The 18,207-nt window shown below is 58.4% G+C and carries 16 protein-coding genes; 12 read left to right on the top strand and 4 right to left on the bottom strand.

Features of this window, described 5'->3' with window-relative positions; translation table 11 throughout:
• Positions 1-21: 21 nt before the first annotated feature.
• Both CPH17_RS13405 and CPH17_RS13400 read right to left on the bottom strand, forming a co-directional pair.
• Entirely contained in the window at positions 22-1,239 is a 1,218-nt protein-coding gene (locus CPH17_RS13405) for an ABC transporter substrate-binding protein (protein WP_074397880.1), read from the bottom strand.
• A 105-nt stretch (positions 1,240-1,344) separates the two neighbouring features.
• Entirely contained in the window at positions 1,345-1,581 is a 237-nt protein-coding gene (locus CPH17_RS13400; protein ID WP_096299859.1) for a hypothetical protein, read from the bottom strand.
• A 65-nt stretch (positions 1,582-1,646) separates the two neighbouring features.
• Between CPH17_RS13400 and CPH17_RS13395 the strand changes: the two genes are divergently transcribed.
• Both CPH17_RS13395 and rapA read left to right on the top strand, forming a co-directional pair.
• Positions 1,647-2,450 carry a redoxin family protein gene (locus CPH17_RS13395; protein ID WP_096300953.1) on the top strand — a complete coding sequence of 268 codons (804 nt, stop codon included), beginning with the start codon at positions 1,647-1,649 and terminating at the stop codon, positions 2,448-2,450.
• 113 nt (positions 2,451-2,563) lie between these two features.
• Positions 2,564-5,509 carry an RNA polymerase-associated protein RapA gene (gene rapA / locus CPH17_RS13390; RefSeq protein ID WP_096299857.1) on the top strand — a complete coding sequence of 982 codons (2,946 nt, stop codon included), beginning with the start codon at positions 2,564-2,566 and terminating at the stop codon, positions 5,507-5,509.
• On the opposite strand, the gene CPH17_RS13385 is transcribed toward rapA, so the two are convergent.
• A complete protein-coding gene (locus CPH17_RS13385; protein ID WP_096299855.1) occupies positions 5,506-6,426 on the bottom strand; it encodes a TIGR01777 family oxidoreductase in 921 nt (306 codons plus the stop codon). The genes rapA and CPH17_RS13385 overlap by 4 nt on opposite strands.
• 142 nt (positions 6,427-6,568) lie before the next feature.
• Here CPH17_RS13385 and CPH17_RS13380 point away from each other — a divergent pair, with 142 nt between their 5' ends.
• From CPH17_RS13380 to CPH17_RS13340, 9 genes are all read left to right on the top strand, one after another.
• Entirely contained in the window at positions 6,569-7,630 is a 1,062-nt protein-coding gene (locus tag CPH17_RS13380) for an NAD(P)/FAD-dependent oxidoreductase (RefSeq protein ID WP_096299853.1), read from the top strand.
• A 215-nt stretch (positions 7,631-7,845) separates the two neighbouring features.
• Positions 7,846-8,766: a MerR family transcriptional regulator gene (locus CPH17_RS13375; RefSeq protein ID WP_172898699.1), complete on the top strand. Its 921-nt coding sequence runs from the start codon at positions 7,846-7,848 to the stop codon at positions 8,764-8,766.
• Positions 8,767-8,834: 68 nt separating this feature from the next.
• Positions 8,835-10,247 (top strand): deoxyribodipyrimidine photo-lyase, encoded by a 1,413-nt coding sequence (phrB, locus tag CPH17_RS13370; RefSeq protein WP_096299848.1) that lies wholly within the window; start codon positions 8,835-8,837, stop codon positions 10,245-10,247.
• A 45-nt stretch (positions 10,248-10,292) separates the two neighbouring features.
• Complete coding sequence (locus tag CPH17_RS13365; RefSeq protein WP_074397891.1) at positions 10,293-10,724, top strand: nuclear transport factor 2 family protein; 432 nt, start codon at positions 10,293-10,295, stop codon at positions 10,722-10,724.
• Positions 10,725-10,783: 59 nt separating this feature from the next.
• The gene (locus CPH17_RS13360) at positions 10,784-11,566 is read left to right on the top strand and encodes an SDR family NAD(P)-dependent oxidoreductase (RefSeq protein ID WP_074397893.1); all 783 of its coding nucleotides are present in this window, start codon (positions 10,784-10,786) and stop codon (positions 11,564-11,566) included.
• Complete coding sequence (locus CPH17_RS13355; RefSeq protein WP_096299846.1) at positions 11,566-12,915, top strand: NAD(P)/FAD-dependent oxidoreductase; 1,350 nt, start codon at positions 11,566-11,568, stop codon at positions 12,913-12,915. Before CPH17_RS13360 ends, CPH17_RS13355 begins: the two co-directional genes overlap by 1 nt.
• Positions 12,912-13,676: a DUF1365 domain-containing protein gene (locus tag CPH17_RS13350; protein WP_096299844.1), complete on the top strand. Its 765-nt coding sequence runs from the start codon at positions 12,912-12,914 to the stop codon at positions 13,674-13,676. Before CPH17_RS13355 ends, CPH17_RS13350 begins: the two co-directional genes overlap by 4 nt.
• Positions 13,673-14,941: an SAM-dependent methyltransferase gene (locus tag CPH17_RS13345; RefSeq protein ID WP_096299842.1), complete on the top strand. Its 1,269-nt coding sequence runs from the start codon at positions 13,673-13,675 to the stop codon at positions 14,939-14,941. The genes CPH17_RS13350 and CPH17_RS13345 overlap by 4 nt, the downstream gene beginning before the upstream one ends.
• A complete protein-coding gene (locus CPH17_RS13340) occupies positions 14,941-15,483 on the top strand; it encodes a DUF2878 family protein (protein WP_074397900.1) in 543 nt (180 codons plus the stop codon). The genes CPH17_RS13345 and CPH17_RS13340 overlap by 1 nt, the downstream gene beginning before the upstream one ends.
• Here the strand turns inward: CPH17_RS13340 and CPH17_RS13335 are convergent.
• On the bottom strand, positions 15,467-17,323 hold the full coding sequence (locus CPH17_RS13335) for a putative bifunctional diguanylate cyclase/phosphodiesterase (RefSeq protein WP_096299840.1): 1,857 nt from the start codon (positions 17,321-17,323) through the stop codon (positions 15,467-15,469). The two genes, CPH17_RS13340 and CPH17_RS13335, sit on opposite strands and share 17 nt — an antisense overlap.
• Positions 17,324-17,681: 358 nt before the next feature.
• Between CPH17_RS13335 and fabA the strand changes: the two genes are divergently transcribed.
• Positions 17,682-18,197 carry a 3-hydroxyacyl-[acyl-carrier-protein] dehydratase FabA gene (gene fabA, locus CPH17_RS13330; RefSeq protein ID WP_074397902.1) on the top strand — a complete coding sequence of 172 codons (516 nt, stop codon included), beginning with the start codon at positions 17,682-17,684 and terminating at the stop codon, positions 18,195-18,197.
• The last annotated feature ends 10 nt before the right edge of the window (positions 18,198-18,207 follow it).

Below are 18,207 nucleotides of genomic sequence, written 5' to 3'. Positions count from 1 at the left end.
TGTAGGCGTCAAAGCAAGGCGTTACAACTCGTCTTCTTCCAGCTCGCCTACCCGTTTAAACTCGCCATCCTCAACGGTCATTTCCACTACGATGCCGGGCACGTCGCCGTTGTCGTCAAACTCGTGGCTACCTGACGCGCCTTCGTAGTTAATCTCTTCACCCTCTGCAATTAACTCAAGGGCCTTTTCCCACTCGCCGGGCAGAATAGTTTCGCCCGGCGCCATGGCGACGTCGCGTAAAGCCTCGGATAATCCTTCACGCTCGGCGCTACCATTTTGCTCAATAGCCAGCGCCAGCAGGAAAGCCGCGTCGTAGGCCTGAGCGGCAAATACCGCTTCGGGGTCAATGTCTTCGGCTTCGGCCGCTTCAATGAAAATATCTGTGCCGGGTAAGTCCGGGCTGCCAGGGCGAGTGGCAATCATACCGTCCAGCACATCAGCACCCACGGCTTCGACAAGGCTGTTACCCACCATGCCATCGGCCCCGACGTACTGGGTGAAGACACCACTTTCCGCGGCTTGACGCAGCACGGTTTGACCGGAAGTATCGGCATACGCCAACACCACCAGGGTTTCTACCCCTGCCGAAGAGAGTGTACCCAGTTCAGAACGGTAGTCGGAACGGTTATCTTCGTGGGCAAGGCTTTCCACCACGCTACCACCTTCTGATTCGAAGGTAGTGGCGAACGCCTCGGATAACCCTTGACCGTAATCGTTATTAACAAAGGTCACGGCGACTTCGTTAATGCCTTTCTCAATTAATAGCTTGGCCAGCATTTCGCCTTGGAAGGCGTCGGAAGGCACGGTACGGAAAACCAGGTCGTCGTCATCAAGCTCGGTGACCGCAGGCGCGGTGGAGGCTGGCGATACCATGACGACATCGCCGGGGATCGCCGCGTTGTTGGCCGCGGAAATGGTGGCACCGGTACATAGCGCGCCGACAATGGCGGTGACGTCCTCAGAATTCACCATGCGGTCCGCCGCATTCGAAGCCGCCGATGCGTCAGAGCAAGTGGTGTCACCCGACGGCATTTCCAGCGTCTGGCCATCAAGAATGCCGCCCTGCTCATTAATCTGTTTTACCGCTAGCTGAGCGCCATCAAAAATGGGCGGTGTTAAGCTTTCGATCCCCCCCGTAAAGCCCCCTAAAAAGCCCACTTTGACCTCAGCCTGAGCCGCACCGGCCAATGCCAATGAAGAGACGGCCACTGCCGTGGCTATTATGCGCTTATTCATCATGTTATTGATCGCTCCCTGTAGGATTTAGCGCCCCATCGATACACGCTGGGGTCTGCTCTTAATCTGGAACTGGAACGCTAAAAATACAAGCAACGTTTTCCAACGCTAGGCATCGCGGTCGTCCTCAACGCGCTCCGCCCAGCGCTTGCGAGCTAAGTTACGCCGATAAAGCCGCACCAATGCAATGCTCAGAGCCGTTACCAACATGGCCGCCAGCACGCCCCCCTGCCAGGGACGTGCTGCATCATTCAGCCATGTTTCCAAGGTGATGATGGCCACTAAACCCACCGCCTGCGAACCAATGGCGAGGGTGCGAAGTTTATCAAACGTCGTTTGAGGCATAGATGTCTCCGTTATAACCGGCTCCATGGTATGGTGCGCCAGTGTACCTGCTCAACGGGAAAACCATGAACGCCATTACCCTTGGTCCGCTGTTGATTTCACTGCCTCGTCTTTACGCGATTGCCTGCGCGCTGGCACTACTGGTCAGCACGCGCTATTTACTGGGCCTACCCCAACGGCGCCACCAGCGCTGGTTTTTGGGCCTGGTGGTGGTCTGGCTGATCGCCGCCCGCTTTGGCCACGTTGCGCTACATATCGAAAGCTTCAGCGTCGCGCCCCTGACGGCACTAAAACTCTGGCAGCCGGGCTATCAAGGGCTTTGGGGCCTGGCCGCAGGCCTGGTATGGACGGCCTGGACGCTGCGCTCACGGCTTATTGCCATGGGCGGTGCGATGGCCCTGCTGGTCGGGGCCTCAAGTCTATGGCTGGTACTGGTAACGCTCTCCCCGCTGGGTAGCGACCTGAGCGTGCAAACCCTGCCCGACATTACCCTTGAAGATATCGACGGTAATTCGGTGCATATGCCATCACTGGCGGATGACCATGACCGCATTATCGTCAATCTGTGGGCGACTTGGTGCCCGCCTTGCCTGCGCGAAATGCCGCTGCTTGCCAACGCTGACCAACGCGAAGGTGTCGGCGTCGTGGTCGCCAACCAGGGCGAAGACCTGCTGCCCATTGTGCGCTATCTGGACGAACAAGAGCTGAGCTTTCGCTACGCGCTGCGCGACCCCAGCCAAATGCTGATGTCGATCGTCGAGGCCCCCGGCCTTCCCACTACCGTGCTGTTCGACGGCGACGGCAACGCCCTTGACGTCCACGTCGGCGAGCTCACCCAGGCGCAACTGGACCGCTGGTTGGAGGATTGACGACGATACACCTTAATCCGCCAGCGCCTTTGCGTTAGAATCGCCCGCCCTGTTGCTGCTGGTCGCCACGACCGGCAGCGTACGTCCTGTTTTGCAGACTTCCTTGAGGCATCATGAGCGATTTTTCCCCCGGCCAACGCTGGATTAGCGACGGCGAAGCCGAGCTTGGGCTCGGTACCGTGCTTAACTGCGACGCCCGTAGCGTTACCATTTTGTTCAGTGCCAGCCAGGAAACCCGCACCTATAACACTCGCCAAGCCCCGTTGACCCGCGTCATGTTCGGCTCTGGCGACCGCGTTGTGTCGGCCGACGGCTGGCAATTAATCGTCGATGACAGTCACACATCCAACGGCCTGATTACTTACGTTGGCAATGATAGCCAAGGCCTGCGGCGTGAACTACCGGAAGCTAAACTCGCCGACACCATGCAGTTCGATCAGGCACGCGACCGATTGCTCACCGGTCAAGTCGATCGCAATGACTGGTTCGACCTACGCTTTCGCACCCTGCATCATCACCAGCGTATTGAACAGCACAGTGCGCTGGGCTTTGCCGGGCCACGCATTGATCTCGTTCCTCACCAGTTGTATATCGCCGATGAAGTCGCCCGTCGCCATGCACCACGCGTGCTGCTTGCCGACGAAGTAGGGCTAGGCAAAACCATCGAAGCCGGGCTGATACTGCACCGTCTGCTGCTGACGGGACGCGCAGAGCGGGCACTGATCCTGGTACCCGATAGCCTGACCCACCAGTGGCTGGTCGAACTACTGCGCCGCTTTTCGCTCAACGTAAGCTTGCTCGATGAGCAACAAAGCCAAGCCTATGGCAGCGAAAACCCATTTGAAAATGCCCAGTTGGTGCTCGCCAGCCAAGGCTGGCTGTTTGCCAATAACCACCGCCAGGAACAGGCGCTTGCCAGCCACTTCGACCTTCTGATCGTCGATGAAGCCCACCATCTCGACTGGAACCGAGAAGGCAGCGGGCCAGGCTATCAGTGCGTTGAACAGTTGGCGGCCGATATTCCCGGCCTGCTGCTACTGACGGCTACCCCCGAACAGATGGGTATCGAAAGCCACTTTGCCCGCCTGCGCCTGCTCGACCCAGAGCGCTACCACGACCTGGCGCGTTTCAAGGATGAAGAGCGCCACTACGGCGCGGTGGCCAGTGCCATTGAGGCGCTTGAAGAACTTCCCAAAGCGCCTGAAGCCCGTGTCCACGTTGAAGCCGTTGCCGATGACCGCGACAGCCAAGCGCTACTGGCCACGCTGTGTAACCTTGAGGCCAGCGCCGATCAGCAAGACGCCGCCCGCGCCCAGCTACGCGAGGCACTGCTCGACCGCCACGGTACCGGGCGGGTGATGTTCCGCAACAGCCGACGCCACGTAGGCGGCTTCCCCCAGCGCCGCCTGCACCTCACTTCACTCGATCTGCCGTCGGCCTATCGCCGTGTGCTACGCCGCCTGGAGCGCGACGACGACTACCTTGACGAGCTGTTGATAGAAACCGGCATGGATCATCCAGACGTGCTGATTTACCCGGACGCCGCGTACCGGGCACTCAGCGACGACCCGCTTAACAGTGAGCCCTGGTGGCATATCGACCCGCGGGTTAACTGGCTGCTCGAAAAGCTTAGCGACGACAGCGACGCGGGCTTCGCCAACGACAAGGTGTTGGTGATTGCCCACCATCGCGACACCGCCGAAGGCTTGGCCGAGGGGCTACGCGAACTGGGCGGCTACCATGCCCCGGTATTCCACGAGGGCTTATCGCTCATCGAACGTGATCGCGCAGCGGCCGCCTTCGCTGACGAAGAAGACGGCTGCCAGGTGCTGGTGTGCTCGGAAATTGGCTCCGAAGGGCGCAATTTTCAGTTCTGCCGTCACCTCGTCATGTTGGATATGCCCCAGCATCCCGACCAACTGGAACAGCGCATTGGCCGTCTTGACCGGATCGGCCAGCGCCACGCCATTGAAATGCACGTCCCGACGTTCGCTGGTAGCCCCGGCGAACGCCTTCTTCGCTGGTATCACGAAGGCATGGATGCCTTCAGCGCGCCCCACGGTATTGGTAGCGACCTATTCGACGCCTTTGGCGATGCGCTGGCCGAGGCGCTGCTCGACGAAGACATGCTCGCTGAAATCATCACCGAGACCCGCGAGATGTTTATCGCCAAGCTTGCCGAGCGCGACGCGGGCCGTAATCGTCTTCTCGAGCTTAATGCCTGCCGCCCTGAGCGTGCCCAGCAGGTGATTGACGCGGTGCGCGAGCTGGACGACGACGCCGCGCTACCGCGCTACGTGGAGCGCGCGCTGGATGTTTTTGGTGTGGATAGTCAAGAGATTGGCAATGGACTGCTTTACCTACAGCCCGGTCAGCATATGCTGGATGGCCTGCCGGGGCTGGTGAGAGGCGAGGAAGGGTTTTCGGCAACGTTCGACCGCCATCAGGCACTCGCCCGGGATGACGTTCAACGGCTTTCCTGGGAGCACCCGCTGCTGCGCGAAATGATGGGCCGCATTCTGGACGGCACCATGGGCAACACCGCGCTTGCGTTACTCGGCCACCCGGCAATATCCAGCGGGCGACTACTGACCGAGCTGATATTCCGCACCCATTGTCCAGCACCCAAATCGCTACACCTTAATCGCTTTTTGCCGCCAACGGCGGTGCGCGTCCTGCTGGATGAGTCAGGCGCCAACCTGACCGACAAAATTTCCTTCACGGGGCTGGGTAAAAACCTGCAAAAGGTCAATAAATCCCTGGCGCGGGATTTGATCAAGAGTCGCCACGACGCGCTTCGCGGGCTACTCACTCAAGGCGAAGGCGAAGCCGAACGCGAACTACCGAGTATTGTAGAAACCGCTGAGGCGCGAATGCGCGCGCAGCTTGACGCCGAACTTGCCCGCTTAGCCGCCCTGGCAGAACACAACCCATCGGTGCGCAACGAAGAGCTTGACGCCCTGAAAAAGGAACGCCAGGCACTCAGCGATGCGATTGAAAACACCCGATTGCGGCTTGATGCCGTCCGGGTGATTATCACCGTTGACCCAAACGCTTAAGCGCTTCGCTTAGGCGCAAGGATCGCGGCAAGCGCCTTATCGAGCGTCGGATACTGAAAGATAAACCCGGCCTCCATAAGGCGCTCAGGGCGCATATCCGCACCCGTCAGCAGCAGTTGAGACATCTCGCCCAAACCCGCTTTCAATACACAGGCGGGCACAGGCAATACCGCCGGGCGGTGCAGCTGCTTGGCCAGCGTTTGGGTGAACTCAGCATTCGTAACGGGATGCGGCGCACTGCCGTTAAAGGCTCCTGACAAAGGTGAGTCATTGAGCAAGAAGATAATCGCCGCCACCAAGTCGTCGCGATGGATCCAGGGCATAAACTGTTTGCCATCGCCAAAACGACCACCCAAACCCAGTTTGAACGGTGGCAGCATCTTTTGCAGCGTGCCACCATCCGCCCCGAGCACCAGACCAGTGCGGATAATTGCCAGGCGCACGCCCAACGCCTCTATGGGCTTGGCCGCCGCTTCCCACTGGGCACACAGTCGGTGAGCAAATTCGTCATGGGGCGGGGTGTCTTCATTCACCCGCTTGTCGCCTTGATCACCGTAGTAGCCCATCGCGGAACCACTAACGAGGACTTTGGGCAGCGGCTGGCCGTTCTCACCTAGCTGCTCGCACAGCGACACCAATTGCTCGGTTATCTCGACCCGCGAGCGAATGAGCGCTGTTTTCTGATGCTCACTCCAGCGCTTGGCGGCAATGGACTCACCCGCTAAGTTAATCAATGCGCCGGGCGGAGAGTCGATAAACGCCTGAACACTATCACGAATATCGCATTTGCCAGGTAGGCGATCACGCACTTTATGGGGAGTACGGGAAACCACCTGCACCTCATGCCCCTGCGCGATCAAGGCCGGGCAGAGTCGCTGGCCGACAAAACCGCTACCGCCGGTCACTAGTACACGCATGGTGTTCCTCCCTCTGGTATCGGCGGGCTAGATACGCCCGAATAAGGTTTACAAATCTGATTATTTATACAAAACTATTACAAACCGAGCTTATTGTACATCAATATGCGTCAGTCCTGTACGCCACATTGGGAAAACAGCCTTGAGACGCGATCATGACAGCAGCACCGTTGCCACGCCTTTTAACGTCGCTATTGTAGGCGCCGGCATCGCAGGGCTGGCCTGTGCCAATGCGCTGGCAGAGCGGGGCGTGGCGGTGACGCTGTTTGATAAAGCACGAGGCCCCGGCGGGCGGATGTCCACCAAGCGTCTTGAACAGGCCGATATAGATTTAGGCGCCCAGGCGTTCACCGCACGCGACCCGACCTTCCAAAAAGCGCTGGCCTCCTGGATCGCTTTGGGACACGCCTCCCGCTGGCCGAACGTCAGCTATCAGGCTAGTCCAAACGGCTGGCAGCTGCATCATGATCCCCAGCCTCGTTATACCGGCGCGCCCAAGATGAGCACCCTCACTCGCCACCTAGCGAATACTTTTCAGACGCATCCTCGCAGCACGTTGCACCTTGCGATCCGCATTGAGCAATTAAAACGTTTGCGCAACGGCTGGCAGCTCGTCGATACGCAGCGACGTTGGTCTGGGCCATATCAGCATGTTGTATTGACCACCCCACCGCCGCAGACATTGCCGCTGGTGACTCCCTGGGATGGCGCGCTAACCGAAGCCTGCCACGCGCGTCCGCAACGCAGCTGCTGGGCAGCCTGGGCGATACTGGACGGGCCACTGCCGTTGCCACCCGGTGGTGAACACGGCTGGCAAATGGCCCACGTCGATCATCCTGCGCTGCGCCTGGTCTCACGCAACCAGACAAAACCGGGGCGCGAACATCAACCCGAAAGTCTCAGTTTGATGGCGCATCTAGACTGGAGCGACAGCCACCTGGAAGACGACCCACAATCAATTGCCGACGCATTGTGGGCCGCCTTTAGATCACTTTTTCCTGCCGACGCCACACTCCCCAAACGCATTGCCAGTGGTGCTCATCGTTGGCGATATGCCCAGCCAAGCACTGCCGATGACCAGCTATACCTATACAGCAACAGCGGCTTGGCGCTGTGCGGCGATAGCTTTACCCACAGCCGCGTGGAGTCGGCGTGGCGCTCAGGCACGTATCTAGCTCAAGCGCTAGTAGATCGGTCGGTCTGAACGGGTCGCACATCAGCATGACGAATGCGCTGGATGCAAAGGTTGTACCTTGGGGCAACAAGTTGTACAAAGGAACGTTAGTTATTCAAGATTGTTGATCGGTTAATTAGATATTAGGTAATTGCTATGGATAGCAAACCACATCGCCCGCCGCAGCAAACCACGATAGGCCCATGCGGCTTGGCTCCGCATACAACTAAGAGGCACTGGCGCCCATGAGCAATAAGGCGACCCACCCACCCGATACGCCCCTTTATCCGATTCGGGAAGTTTCCCGCCTGACGGGTGTCAACTCAGTTACCTTGCGCGCTTGGGAGCGACGTTATGGGTTAATTCGTCCCCAACGCACACCTAAAGGGCACCGGCTATACGCACAGGATGACATCACACGCATTGAGCGTATTTTGCAGTGGCTTAACCGCGGCGTGCCGGTCAGCCAAGTGGCCGACCTGCTTGATCAGCCCGACACCGTGGATACCCCCGTTCCGGACGCCGGCGATTGGGTCAGCCAGCGCCAACAATTGCAGGTGATAATCGAAGCGCTCGACTTGCCCAAGCTTGAAGCGTTCTATCACCAAAGCCTGGCGCTTTACCCATTGAGCACGGCCATTAACGAACTTTGGCAGCCGGTCGTGCTAACGCTAGAAGCCAAATGGGCGGCAGAGCCCGATGCCCTCGTGCGTCGCACCTTTGAAGCGTTTCTGCGCAGCCAGGTCGGCATCCGCCTGCATTATGCGAACCAAGCCACCCGCGGCCCATTAATTCTGCTCAATGTCATGCCAGACGACCCAGGGCCGCTTTGGGTGTTGATGGCGGCGCTCATGGCCAGCGAGCAAGGCTACCGAGTGCAGCTTCTGGATCATTCTCTACCGCTTGAAGATCTTCCCCAGGCCGTTGCGCGGCTTCACTCGTCAATGGTTTTACTATCCAGCGGCCAGCGGGAAGATGATCACTATATCCGCCAGGCACTGCCCGATGCCGCAGCAGCGCTGAACGTGCCCATTGGGGTGTGCGGCGAGGTCGCAAGGCTACGCGACGCCGACCTGCGCGGCACCCCGGTGCACATGCTGGGCGATGATTTGCCCCAAGCGATCGCCCGCTTGCGGCCGTTATTACGCGAATCAGGCGTGCTTTGATAAAACCACCCTGACACCACCGCTGCGGCGGTGGCCATCCGCTTGTTAATCGCCCCGCAGGAGTGCCCATGTCACGACAGTTGGTTTGGCTGCGCAGCGACCTGCGTATCTACGATAACACCGCGCTGGCTGCCGCCGCGGCGAAAGGACCGGTCGTCGCCGTATTTCTTCGCTCGGTTGCCCAATGGCAGGCACATGGCCACGGCATCAATAAGATCGACTTTTGGATGCGTAGCGTCACTGCCCTGAAAGAGGCGCTTGATGGCCTCAATATTCCGCTGCTGCACCGCGATATCGATTCTTTTGACGACGCCCCCGCCGCCTTGCTGGACGTTGCCCGCGAGCATCAAATTGAGCAGTTGCACTTCAATCATGAGTATCCGCTTAATGAACAGCGGCGCGACGCAGCGGTACTTGACGCATGTAAGCAAGCAGGGATGGCCGCACACGGCTACCATGATGCAGTCGCCTTTGCGCCGGGAACGCTACTGACCGGCAAGGGCGATTATTACGGCGTGTTCACACCGTTTGCCAAGGCTTGGCACAAGCAGATCACCCAAGAGCAATTGGCGATACGCGACACACCAGAGGCCCAATCGCCACTGGATATACCAAGCGACCCGCTGCCCGCACTGCCTGAGTTCGGCGAATCTGCCATTGACGGTCATCAATGGCCCGCGGGCGAGCAGGCTGCCAGTGACCGTCTGGAACGGTTTTTACGCTTCCGCGGACGCCACTACAACGATCAGCGGGATGTCCCCAAGGTGCGTGGCACCAGCGAGCTTTCACCTTACTTGGCGCTGGGGGTGATGTCCTACCGCCAATGTATGCAAGCCGTTATGAGTGAGAATGGCGGGCACTTAGCCGATGGCGATAAGGGGTTAACTACCTGGGTGAGTGAACTTATCTGGCGGGAGTTTTATCAGCACGTTGCGGTAGGCTTTCCACAGGTTTGCCGCTACCAGCCGTTTCAATCATATACACAACAGCTCGTCTGGCGCGATGACGAAGAAGGCTTTCAAGCCTGGTGCGAAGGGCGCACCGGCTATCCACTGGTCGACGCTGCCATGCGCCAGTTGGTCACTACCGGCTGGATGCACAATCGCCTGCGTATGGTGACAGCGATGTTTTTAAGCAAGCACTTGCTGATCGACTGGCGCCGCGGTGAAACGTTTTTCCTGCGCCACCTGGTAGACGGCGAGTTTTGCGCCAACAACGGCGGCTGGCAATGGGCCGCCTCCACTGGCACCGACGCGGCGCCGTATTTTCGCATTTTCAACCCCACCACCCAATCCTCGCGTTTCGACCCGGACGGCGAGTTTATTGCTCACTGGTTACCCGAACTTGCCACCTTGCCAGCCAAGGCTCGCCATGCACCCCCTCGCGATTTACTTACCCAACTGGACTATCCTGCCCCGATAGTTGATCACAAAGCGGCGCGTCAGCGGGCGCTGGATGCTTTTAAGGCGCTGTCAAACTGACGCTGCGTTAACCACTTACCTGCCTAATCGTTCTCGGGAGTCGTCATGTCACAGGACAAGGCACTAGAAAATTTTTGCGCCTTTTTTAATAAACTAGACAATACCTGTACAGAAAAGCTATACGAGGTATATACTGAGGACATTGTTTTCAGTGACCCCTTGCATCGCATTGAGGGGCAGCGTGCGCTTCAGCGCTATTTTGCGGCGATGTACGAAAACGTCGAGCACTGCCAATTTGTTTATCACACGCGCCAGCGCCAAGGCAGCCAAGCGTTTGTTACCTGGACAATGACCTTTGCACATTCACGCTTGGCAGGCGGCCGTCCTATCGAGGTTGATGGCTGCAGTGCCCTAACGTTTGCCGACGATGGTCGTGTTTCACTGCATCGCGACTACTTCGATGCCGGCGCCATGCTGTATGAGCACCTGCCGCTGATGGGCCGCGTCATTCGTTGGTTAAAGCAGCGCCTAGATTAACGATCCCCTTGCTTCGCACGCCTGATGTCGTGCCTGCAGGGCGCCACAGGAGAAGCACGATGAGCACATGGACGACGCCCCAGCGCATCTGGCTGACAGGGGCGACCTCTGGCATCGGAGAAGCACTGGCCAAAAAACTCATTGCCCAGGGCCACCAGGTGGTGCTTAGTGCTCGCAACCAGCAGGCACTGGACACCCTTTGCAACGGCCACCCTAATGCCTATCCACTGCCGCTTGATGTGAGCGACCGCCAGGCCGTACTGGCTGCGGGGGAGCAGATTGGTGAGCAGTTGGGCGCGCTTGACCTTGCCCTGTTTAACGCTGGCACTTGCGAATACCTGAATGCACAACAGTTTGATATGGACCTGATCGAGCGGGTGTTGACGCCCAACCTGTTCGGCACCCTGTATGGGGTGGAAGCCGCGCTACCTTTACTGCGATCGGCGCGCCGGGAAGGCAAACCCGCCCGGCTTGCCGCCACCTCAAGCGCTTCGGCCTACCTGCCACTGCCACGCGCCGAAGCCTATGGAGCCTCTAAAGCCGCCGTCAGCTACTTCCTGGAATCGCTGCGCCTTGACCTCGACCAGGAGGGCATTGATGTCAGCCTAATCCACCCTGGGTTCGTCAAAACCCCCTTAACTGAACGCAACGACTTTCCCATGCCCATGCAGGTCAGCGCTGACGCCGCCGCCGACGCTATTATCGAAGGTTTGGTAAAGGGCCGGTTAGATATTCACTTTCCGCGACGATTTACCTACATCGTCAAGTTTTTGGGCATTTTACCGCCCGCCCTGCGCCGCCGAATTGGTCTGCGCATGACACGCAAGCAAGAGGCTTCTTGATGAGTAACGCGGCGTCTCAGCGCATCGCCATTATCGGCAGCGGCATCAGCGGCATGGCGGCCGGGTGGTATCTCTCTGCCCAGCACGAGGTCACGCTGTTCGAAGCCAACGCACGGCTGGGCGGACACACCGCGACCATGGATATCGAGGTTGCCGGTAACGCTTACGCCATCGACACCGGCTTTATCGTTTTCAACGATTGGACCTATCCACACTTTCAGAGCCTGCTGGAGTCGCTCGGCGTGCCCAGTCAAGCCACCGAAATGAGCTTTTCGGTGCATGAAACCAGCGTGGATTTCGAATACAACGGGCATACCCTGGCGTCGCTGTTCGCCCAGCGGCGCAACGTGCTCAACCCTGCCTTTTACCGCCTGCTTGCCGATATCATGCGCTTCAACAAGCAAGCGACGCGTGATCTGGAAAACGACCGCCTGGCGCCGGGCATGACCCTGGGTGACTACCTGGACCAGAACGGCTATGGCCAGGCCTTCCAGCGACGCTACCTGCTGCCCATGGGAGCCGCCATCTGGTCGGCAAGCATCGGTGACTTGCGCGCCTTTCCGCTGACCTTTTTTGTACGCTTTTTCCGCAATCATGGCCTGCTATCGGTTAACCATCGGCCGCAGTGGTACACCCTGGTGGGTGGCTCGCGCCGCTATATCCCAGCACTCACCGCGCCTTATGCCGATCGCATTCATCTCAATACGCCGGTTACCCGGATAGAGCGCCACGCCACTGGGGTGATGCTCACGACACCTGAAGGCTCCCAGCGTTTTGATCACGTAGTACTGGCCTGCCATGCTGACCAGGCGCTGGCCATGCTCGGCGACGCCACGCCGACGGAAACCGAGATTCTCGGCGCGATGCCTTATCAGGATAACGAGGTGGTATTACACACTGACACCTCGTTGCTGCCGCGTCGCCGACGCGCCTGGGCCAGTTGGAACTACCGTCTTGATGGCCGCGGCGCCAATGAGCGGGTGTCGGTCACCTACAACATGAATATTCTCCAGCGGCTGGAAAGCGACACCACGTTCTGTGTCACGCTAAACGACTCACAGAACATCGATCCGGCCAAGATCCTGGGTCGCTACACCTACGCCCACCCGCAGTTCACCCTGGCCGGGCAGGCCGCACAACAGCGCCACGCCGAGATTTCATCACCCACCCGACGCACGCACTTTTGCGGGGCTTACTGGCGCAACGGTTTTCATGAAGACGGGGTGTGGAGCGCGCTGCGCGTTGCCCGTTCACTGGGTTGCGATGAAGCACAAAGCCCCCCCAGCGCGCCCACGGCCCTTCCCACCACGGACCTGTTTGATGCCTATCAAGGGAGTGACGCGGGATGACCACAAGGCCCCATTCGCGTATCTATCGCGGCACGCTGCGCCACCGTCGTTTCACACCGCGCGCGCATGCGTTTAATTACCAGTTGTGGATGGCCTGGTTGGATCTGGACGAACTGCCGGGGCTATTTGACCGTGTGCCAGGGTTTAGCGCGCGCGGCCCGGCCCTGGCTCGCTTTCGCCGCGAAGACTACCTCGGCCCCACTGATCGCCCGCTGGCCACCGCCGTACGCGAGGAGCTGACACGTCAATTGGGCAGCGCCCCCGAGGGTCGCATCTGCGTACTCACACAGTTGCGTACGCTGGGCGCCATGTTCAACCCACTGTCGATGTACTACGCCTACGACCGCGAAGGCCAGCTAGCGGCGGTACTCGGCGAAGTCACCAACATGCCCTGGCGAGAGCGCACCTGTTACGCCTGCCGTGTCGATGCGAAGCGCCATAGCCACCACGCAACTTTCGACAAAGCCATGCACGTCTCGCCGTTCAACCCCATGGACATGACCTATCGCTGGCGATTTAACACGCCGAGCGACCAGCTGTTACTGCACATGGAAAACTGGCAACACGGCCAACGCCATTTCGACGCCACTTTAACTCTGGAAGCAGCTCCCGCCACCCCCAAGGTGCTGTTAACGGCGCTCATGCGCCAGCCATGGATAAGCCTGAAAACGGTTGCCGGCATTCATTTTGAGGCATTGCGGCTATGGCTGAAGCGCGTGCCCGTTTATAACCACCCCAAGCGCAAGGAGACCTCGAAATGACGACCCTGCGTTCCACGCCGCCTAATATTCAACCCGCACCCCAGGGCCGTCTTACTCGTTGGCTGAAAAAGCGCTTGATTGCTCAACTGGATGCATTTACCGGCGGCAACATCACCTTGATCGAAGGCAACCAGTGCCATCACCTGGGTCAAGGCGGTGATCTGCATGTGACGGTGGTCATCCGCCATGCGCGGGCCTGGAAGCGACTGGCCTTTGGCGGCACCGTGGGCGCCGCCGAGTCGTATATGGACAACGACTGGGATGCCGATGATCTCGTCGCCCTGGTACGGCTATTTGCGGTTAATTTAGACCAGGTCAATGGCAATCTGGAGAATGGCAGTGCGCGCGCGACGCGCTGGTTGATGGGCTGGGCCTACCGCTTTCAGCGCAACAGCCTGACCGGCTCCAAACGCAATATCGCCGCTCACTACGATATTGGCAACGACCTGTTTGCCACCTTTCTCGACCAGCACCACTGGATGTACTCCAGCGCCGTTTTCCCCTATCCGGACGCCAGCCTGGAAGAGGCCTCAACGTATAAACTCGACATCATGCTCGATAAACTCGACGTGCAATCCGAGCATCATTTGCTCGAAATTGGCACAGGCTGGGGCGGGCTTGCCATCCATGCGGCCAAAACCCGAGGCTGTCGGGTGACGACTACCACGATTTCCGAAGAACAATATGCCTACACCGCTAATCGTATTCAGGAAGAAGGACTGGAAGCGCAAATTACGCTGCTGAAGCAAGACTACCGCGAGCTAACCGGCCGTTTTGACCGGTTAATCTCCATTGAAATGATTGAAGCCGTTGGCCATCAATACCTCGATACCTACCTGCACAAAGTTGACAGCCTGCTGACCCATGACGGCCAGGCCATGCTCCAGGCAATCACCATTCGCGACCAGCGCTTTGAAGAAGCCAAACGCGATATGGATTTCATCAAACGTTATATTTTCCCTGGTGGTTTTTTACCGTCCCACCACGCCATTGCCAGCAGTTTGATGCGCAAGACCTCGCTAAATATGGTGTCGCTAGATGAAATCGGTCAGCATTACGCCCGCACTCTGCGCGAATGGCGACACCGCTTCGAGGCCCACTTAGAGCATATTCATACGCTGGGCTATGACGAGCGCTTTATTCGCATGTGGCGCTACTACCTCTGCTATTGCGAGGGTGGCTTCCTTGAGCGCTCAATCGGCACCTGCCACTTGCTGTTGGCCAAGCCCGCCGCCAAGCCGGTGCCCCTGACCGGAGCGCTGTAATGCTCGCACGGCGGCGGGTAATAGCGGTGCTCGTCAATGCTTTGGGCTTTGAGGTGATCTGGACGCTGTGCGTACTAGGCGGTTCCTGGGTGGCGGCTATTGCCGGCAGCGCCTGGATCGCGTTGCATTTGAAGTACTTGGGTAAACCCGGAGAATGGCGTTTGGTAGCGGCCTTTGCCCTACTGGGACTGATAATCGACGGCGGCCTGAAACTGACGGGCGGACTGATGTTTGGTGATCGAACGCTGATCGCCGGTCTGTTGCCGCTATGGCTGTGGATGCTGTGGCCGCTATTCGCCACTCTGGTGCATCATTCACTTGCGTGGCTATGGCGATGGCCCTGGCTGGCGGCGGCACTTGGTGCGCTGGGCGGGCCGCTTTCGTATTTTGCCGGTGCTGCTCTCACCGATGTCTCTTTAGCGCCTTGGCTGCTACCCGCTCAGGCGCTGATATGGGCAACCCTTTGCCTCGCTGTGTGCCCCTATTATCGTCGCTGGCAACAACGCTATGCTGACGCCAGCGCGCCTAGGGCCCAGCTTTAGCCATGGCAGGCGCCTTTGACTGGGCCTTAGGCAGCAGACGCTGCTCGAGTTCGTGGGCGGGCACCGGGCGGGCAAAATAGAAGCCCTGTACCATATTGCAGCCGGCATTGACCAAGAACTCGCACTGCTCCTTGGTTTCGACGCCCTCTGCCACAACCCCAAGTGACAGTCCTTTGGCCATTGATAGCACCGCCCTCACAATGGCGGCATCGGCTTGGTCGCCCGGCAGTTCACGAATGAAAGCACGATCAAGCTTTATCTTGTCCACCGGCAAGCGCTTTAAGTAGCCAAGCGACGAGTAACCTGTGCCAAAATCATCAATTGCGATAGCGTAACCTTGGGCGCGCAACGCTTTTAAGCGTGGCCCCATATCCCCTGCACGCTCATCTAATAAGACCGATTCGGTCAGTTCCAAGCCGATGTGCGCAGGCGTCAAGCGGTAGCGTTTCAGGCAGGTAGCCAGCAAGGTTTCAAGATCGCCCTGAAACAGCTGAAGCGCCGAGATATTCACCCACATCGTTAACGTTGGCATTTCGCTGTTGGCCCAATGCGCCTGCTGCGCACAGGCTTTTTCAATCACCCAACTGCCCAGCTCCGCCATCAAGCCATGGCGCTCCGCCAGAGGAATGAACTCACCGGGGGATATCATGCCATCACGAGGATGCTGCCAGCGCAGCAAGGCTTCCATACCCAAGAGTTCACCGGTGCCGGGGTGATGCTGGGTCTGGAAATACAGCTCAAGCTGGTCGCCCGAGACCAGTGCGGCGCGTAAATCGCTGACCAACGCCAGTTGGGGATTATCCTGTTTATCCAACGCGGGCCGAAAGCGCAGGCTGTGATTTCGCCCTAATCGTTTGGCGTTATACAGCGCCGACTCCAGGCGCTGAAACAGCACGCCCGAGTCGCGGCCATCTTCTGGTGCCCGGCAACTGCCGATCGTCAAGCCCAACCGCAGCGACTGCTCGTTTATCTCAAACGGGCTGCTCATGTGATCGCGCAGATTGACGATCCACTTGTCGTGATCATCATAGGTGGTGGTGCGAATGACCATGAATTCATCGCCGCCCAAGCGGCCCACAACGCTGCCCGCCATGTGGCTGGTCAGCCGTTGAGCAAAACGCGCCAGCAGGCGATCGCCCTGCTCAACGCCCATGCTGTCATTCACCGACTTAAGCCCGTCGATATCCACCAAGGCGATATCCAGGCTTTCCCCCGCGCGCAGTTGACGCAGGCGCGACTCCATCAGGTCGTGCAACCGGCGCCGGTTCGGCAAGCCGGTCAGCGGGTCTTCATAACCAATACGCCGCAGGTCACGTTCACGGGCTTTCTGTGCCGATATATCGGTAAATAAACTAATAAAGTGGGTTATTTTGCCACGCTTGTCGGTGACGGCGCGGACCTTAAGCCATTCAGGATACTCATCGCCGTGCTTTCGCCGGTTCCACATCTCGCCTTCCCAGCGCCCGGTGCTTTTCAGGGTGCTCCAGTAGTGCTGGTAAAACGTTTTGTCGTGTCTCGGCGCGGCAAGCGTTTCGAGCTTACGTCCCACCATTTCATGACTTTCATAGCCGGTAATTTCGGTGAACGCAGGGTTCACAGCAATGACACGGTTCTCAACGTCGCTGATGACTATTGCATCATTGGCGAGACCCATCGCATCCTGTGACAACCGAAGCCGGAGGCGTTGCTGACGAACCTGACGCCACGCATCCCACAGCCCGAACGTCACCATTGACGCCGCGACCATGCGCAAGGCGGCATCAGGAATCCAGATGCAAGCGGGCAGTGCGATCAACGCCGCCCAAATCAATGGGCGATTAAGCGAAACGGATAGCCACATGCGAGTTCACGATATCCTATAAAAACGAGCTAAAAGCTGCTCCCAACAAATTAGTAGATCCATCTCATTATGCCGCTAGTACACAGTCTGATTAGACAATCTTACGCCAATACGTCGTTTAGTGTGCAAAACCAATCATTCGACCCTACACTATTCGCCTCATTATACTGTCGGCTGCTAATAAAAAATCTGTAACGACAACCGATAATAGCGCGTTACGTGCATTCAGCGGTTTCGGGAAGTAGACTAGGCAAGGCTTTGCGGGCCGTGCCTCAGTGCTTCACTCCAGTACGGCGCGATGCCTCGGCTTTAGGTGCCGCACGCGGCCAACAACCATCTTGATAATCGGAACGACTCAGTGACCAAGCAACATTCCTTTGATCGCGAAGAACTGCTGGCCTGCTCGCGCGGCGAACTTTTTGGCCCGGGCAATGCCCAACTGCCAGCTCCCAACATGCTGATGCTTGACCGCATCACACACATTCATGAAGCAGGCGGCGAGCACAACAAAGGCGAGTTGATTGCCGAACTGGATATCACGCCCGATCTGTGGTTTTTTGATTGCCACTTTCCCGGCGACCCGGTAATGCCAGGCTGCCTGGGCCTTGATGCTATGTGGCAACTGGTCGGCTTCTACCTGGGTTGGCTGGGTCACCCTGGCCGAGGACGAGCGCTTGGCTGTGGCGAAGTGAAATTCAGCGGTCAGATACTTCCAGACGCGCAAAAAGTAACTTATCGTATTAACATGAAACGTATTATTACTCGTCGGCTGATTCTGGGCATGGCCGACGGCACCGTCTCAGTAGACGGACGCGATATCTATCAGGCTAATGATTTGCGCGTTGGCCTATTTACCTCCACTGCGAATTTTTAACAGGAGGCTC

Source organism: Halomonas sp. hl-4 (assembly GCF_900215475.1).
Taxonomy (GTDB): Bacteria; Pseudomonadota; Gammaproteobacteria; order Pseudomonadales; family Halomonadaceae; genus Vreelandella.
The sequence above is the reverse complement of the archived record's forward strand: the minus strand, read 5'-3'. Positions and strand labels throughout refer to the sequence as shown.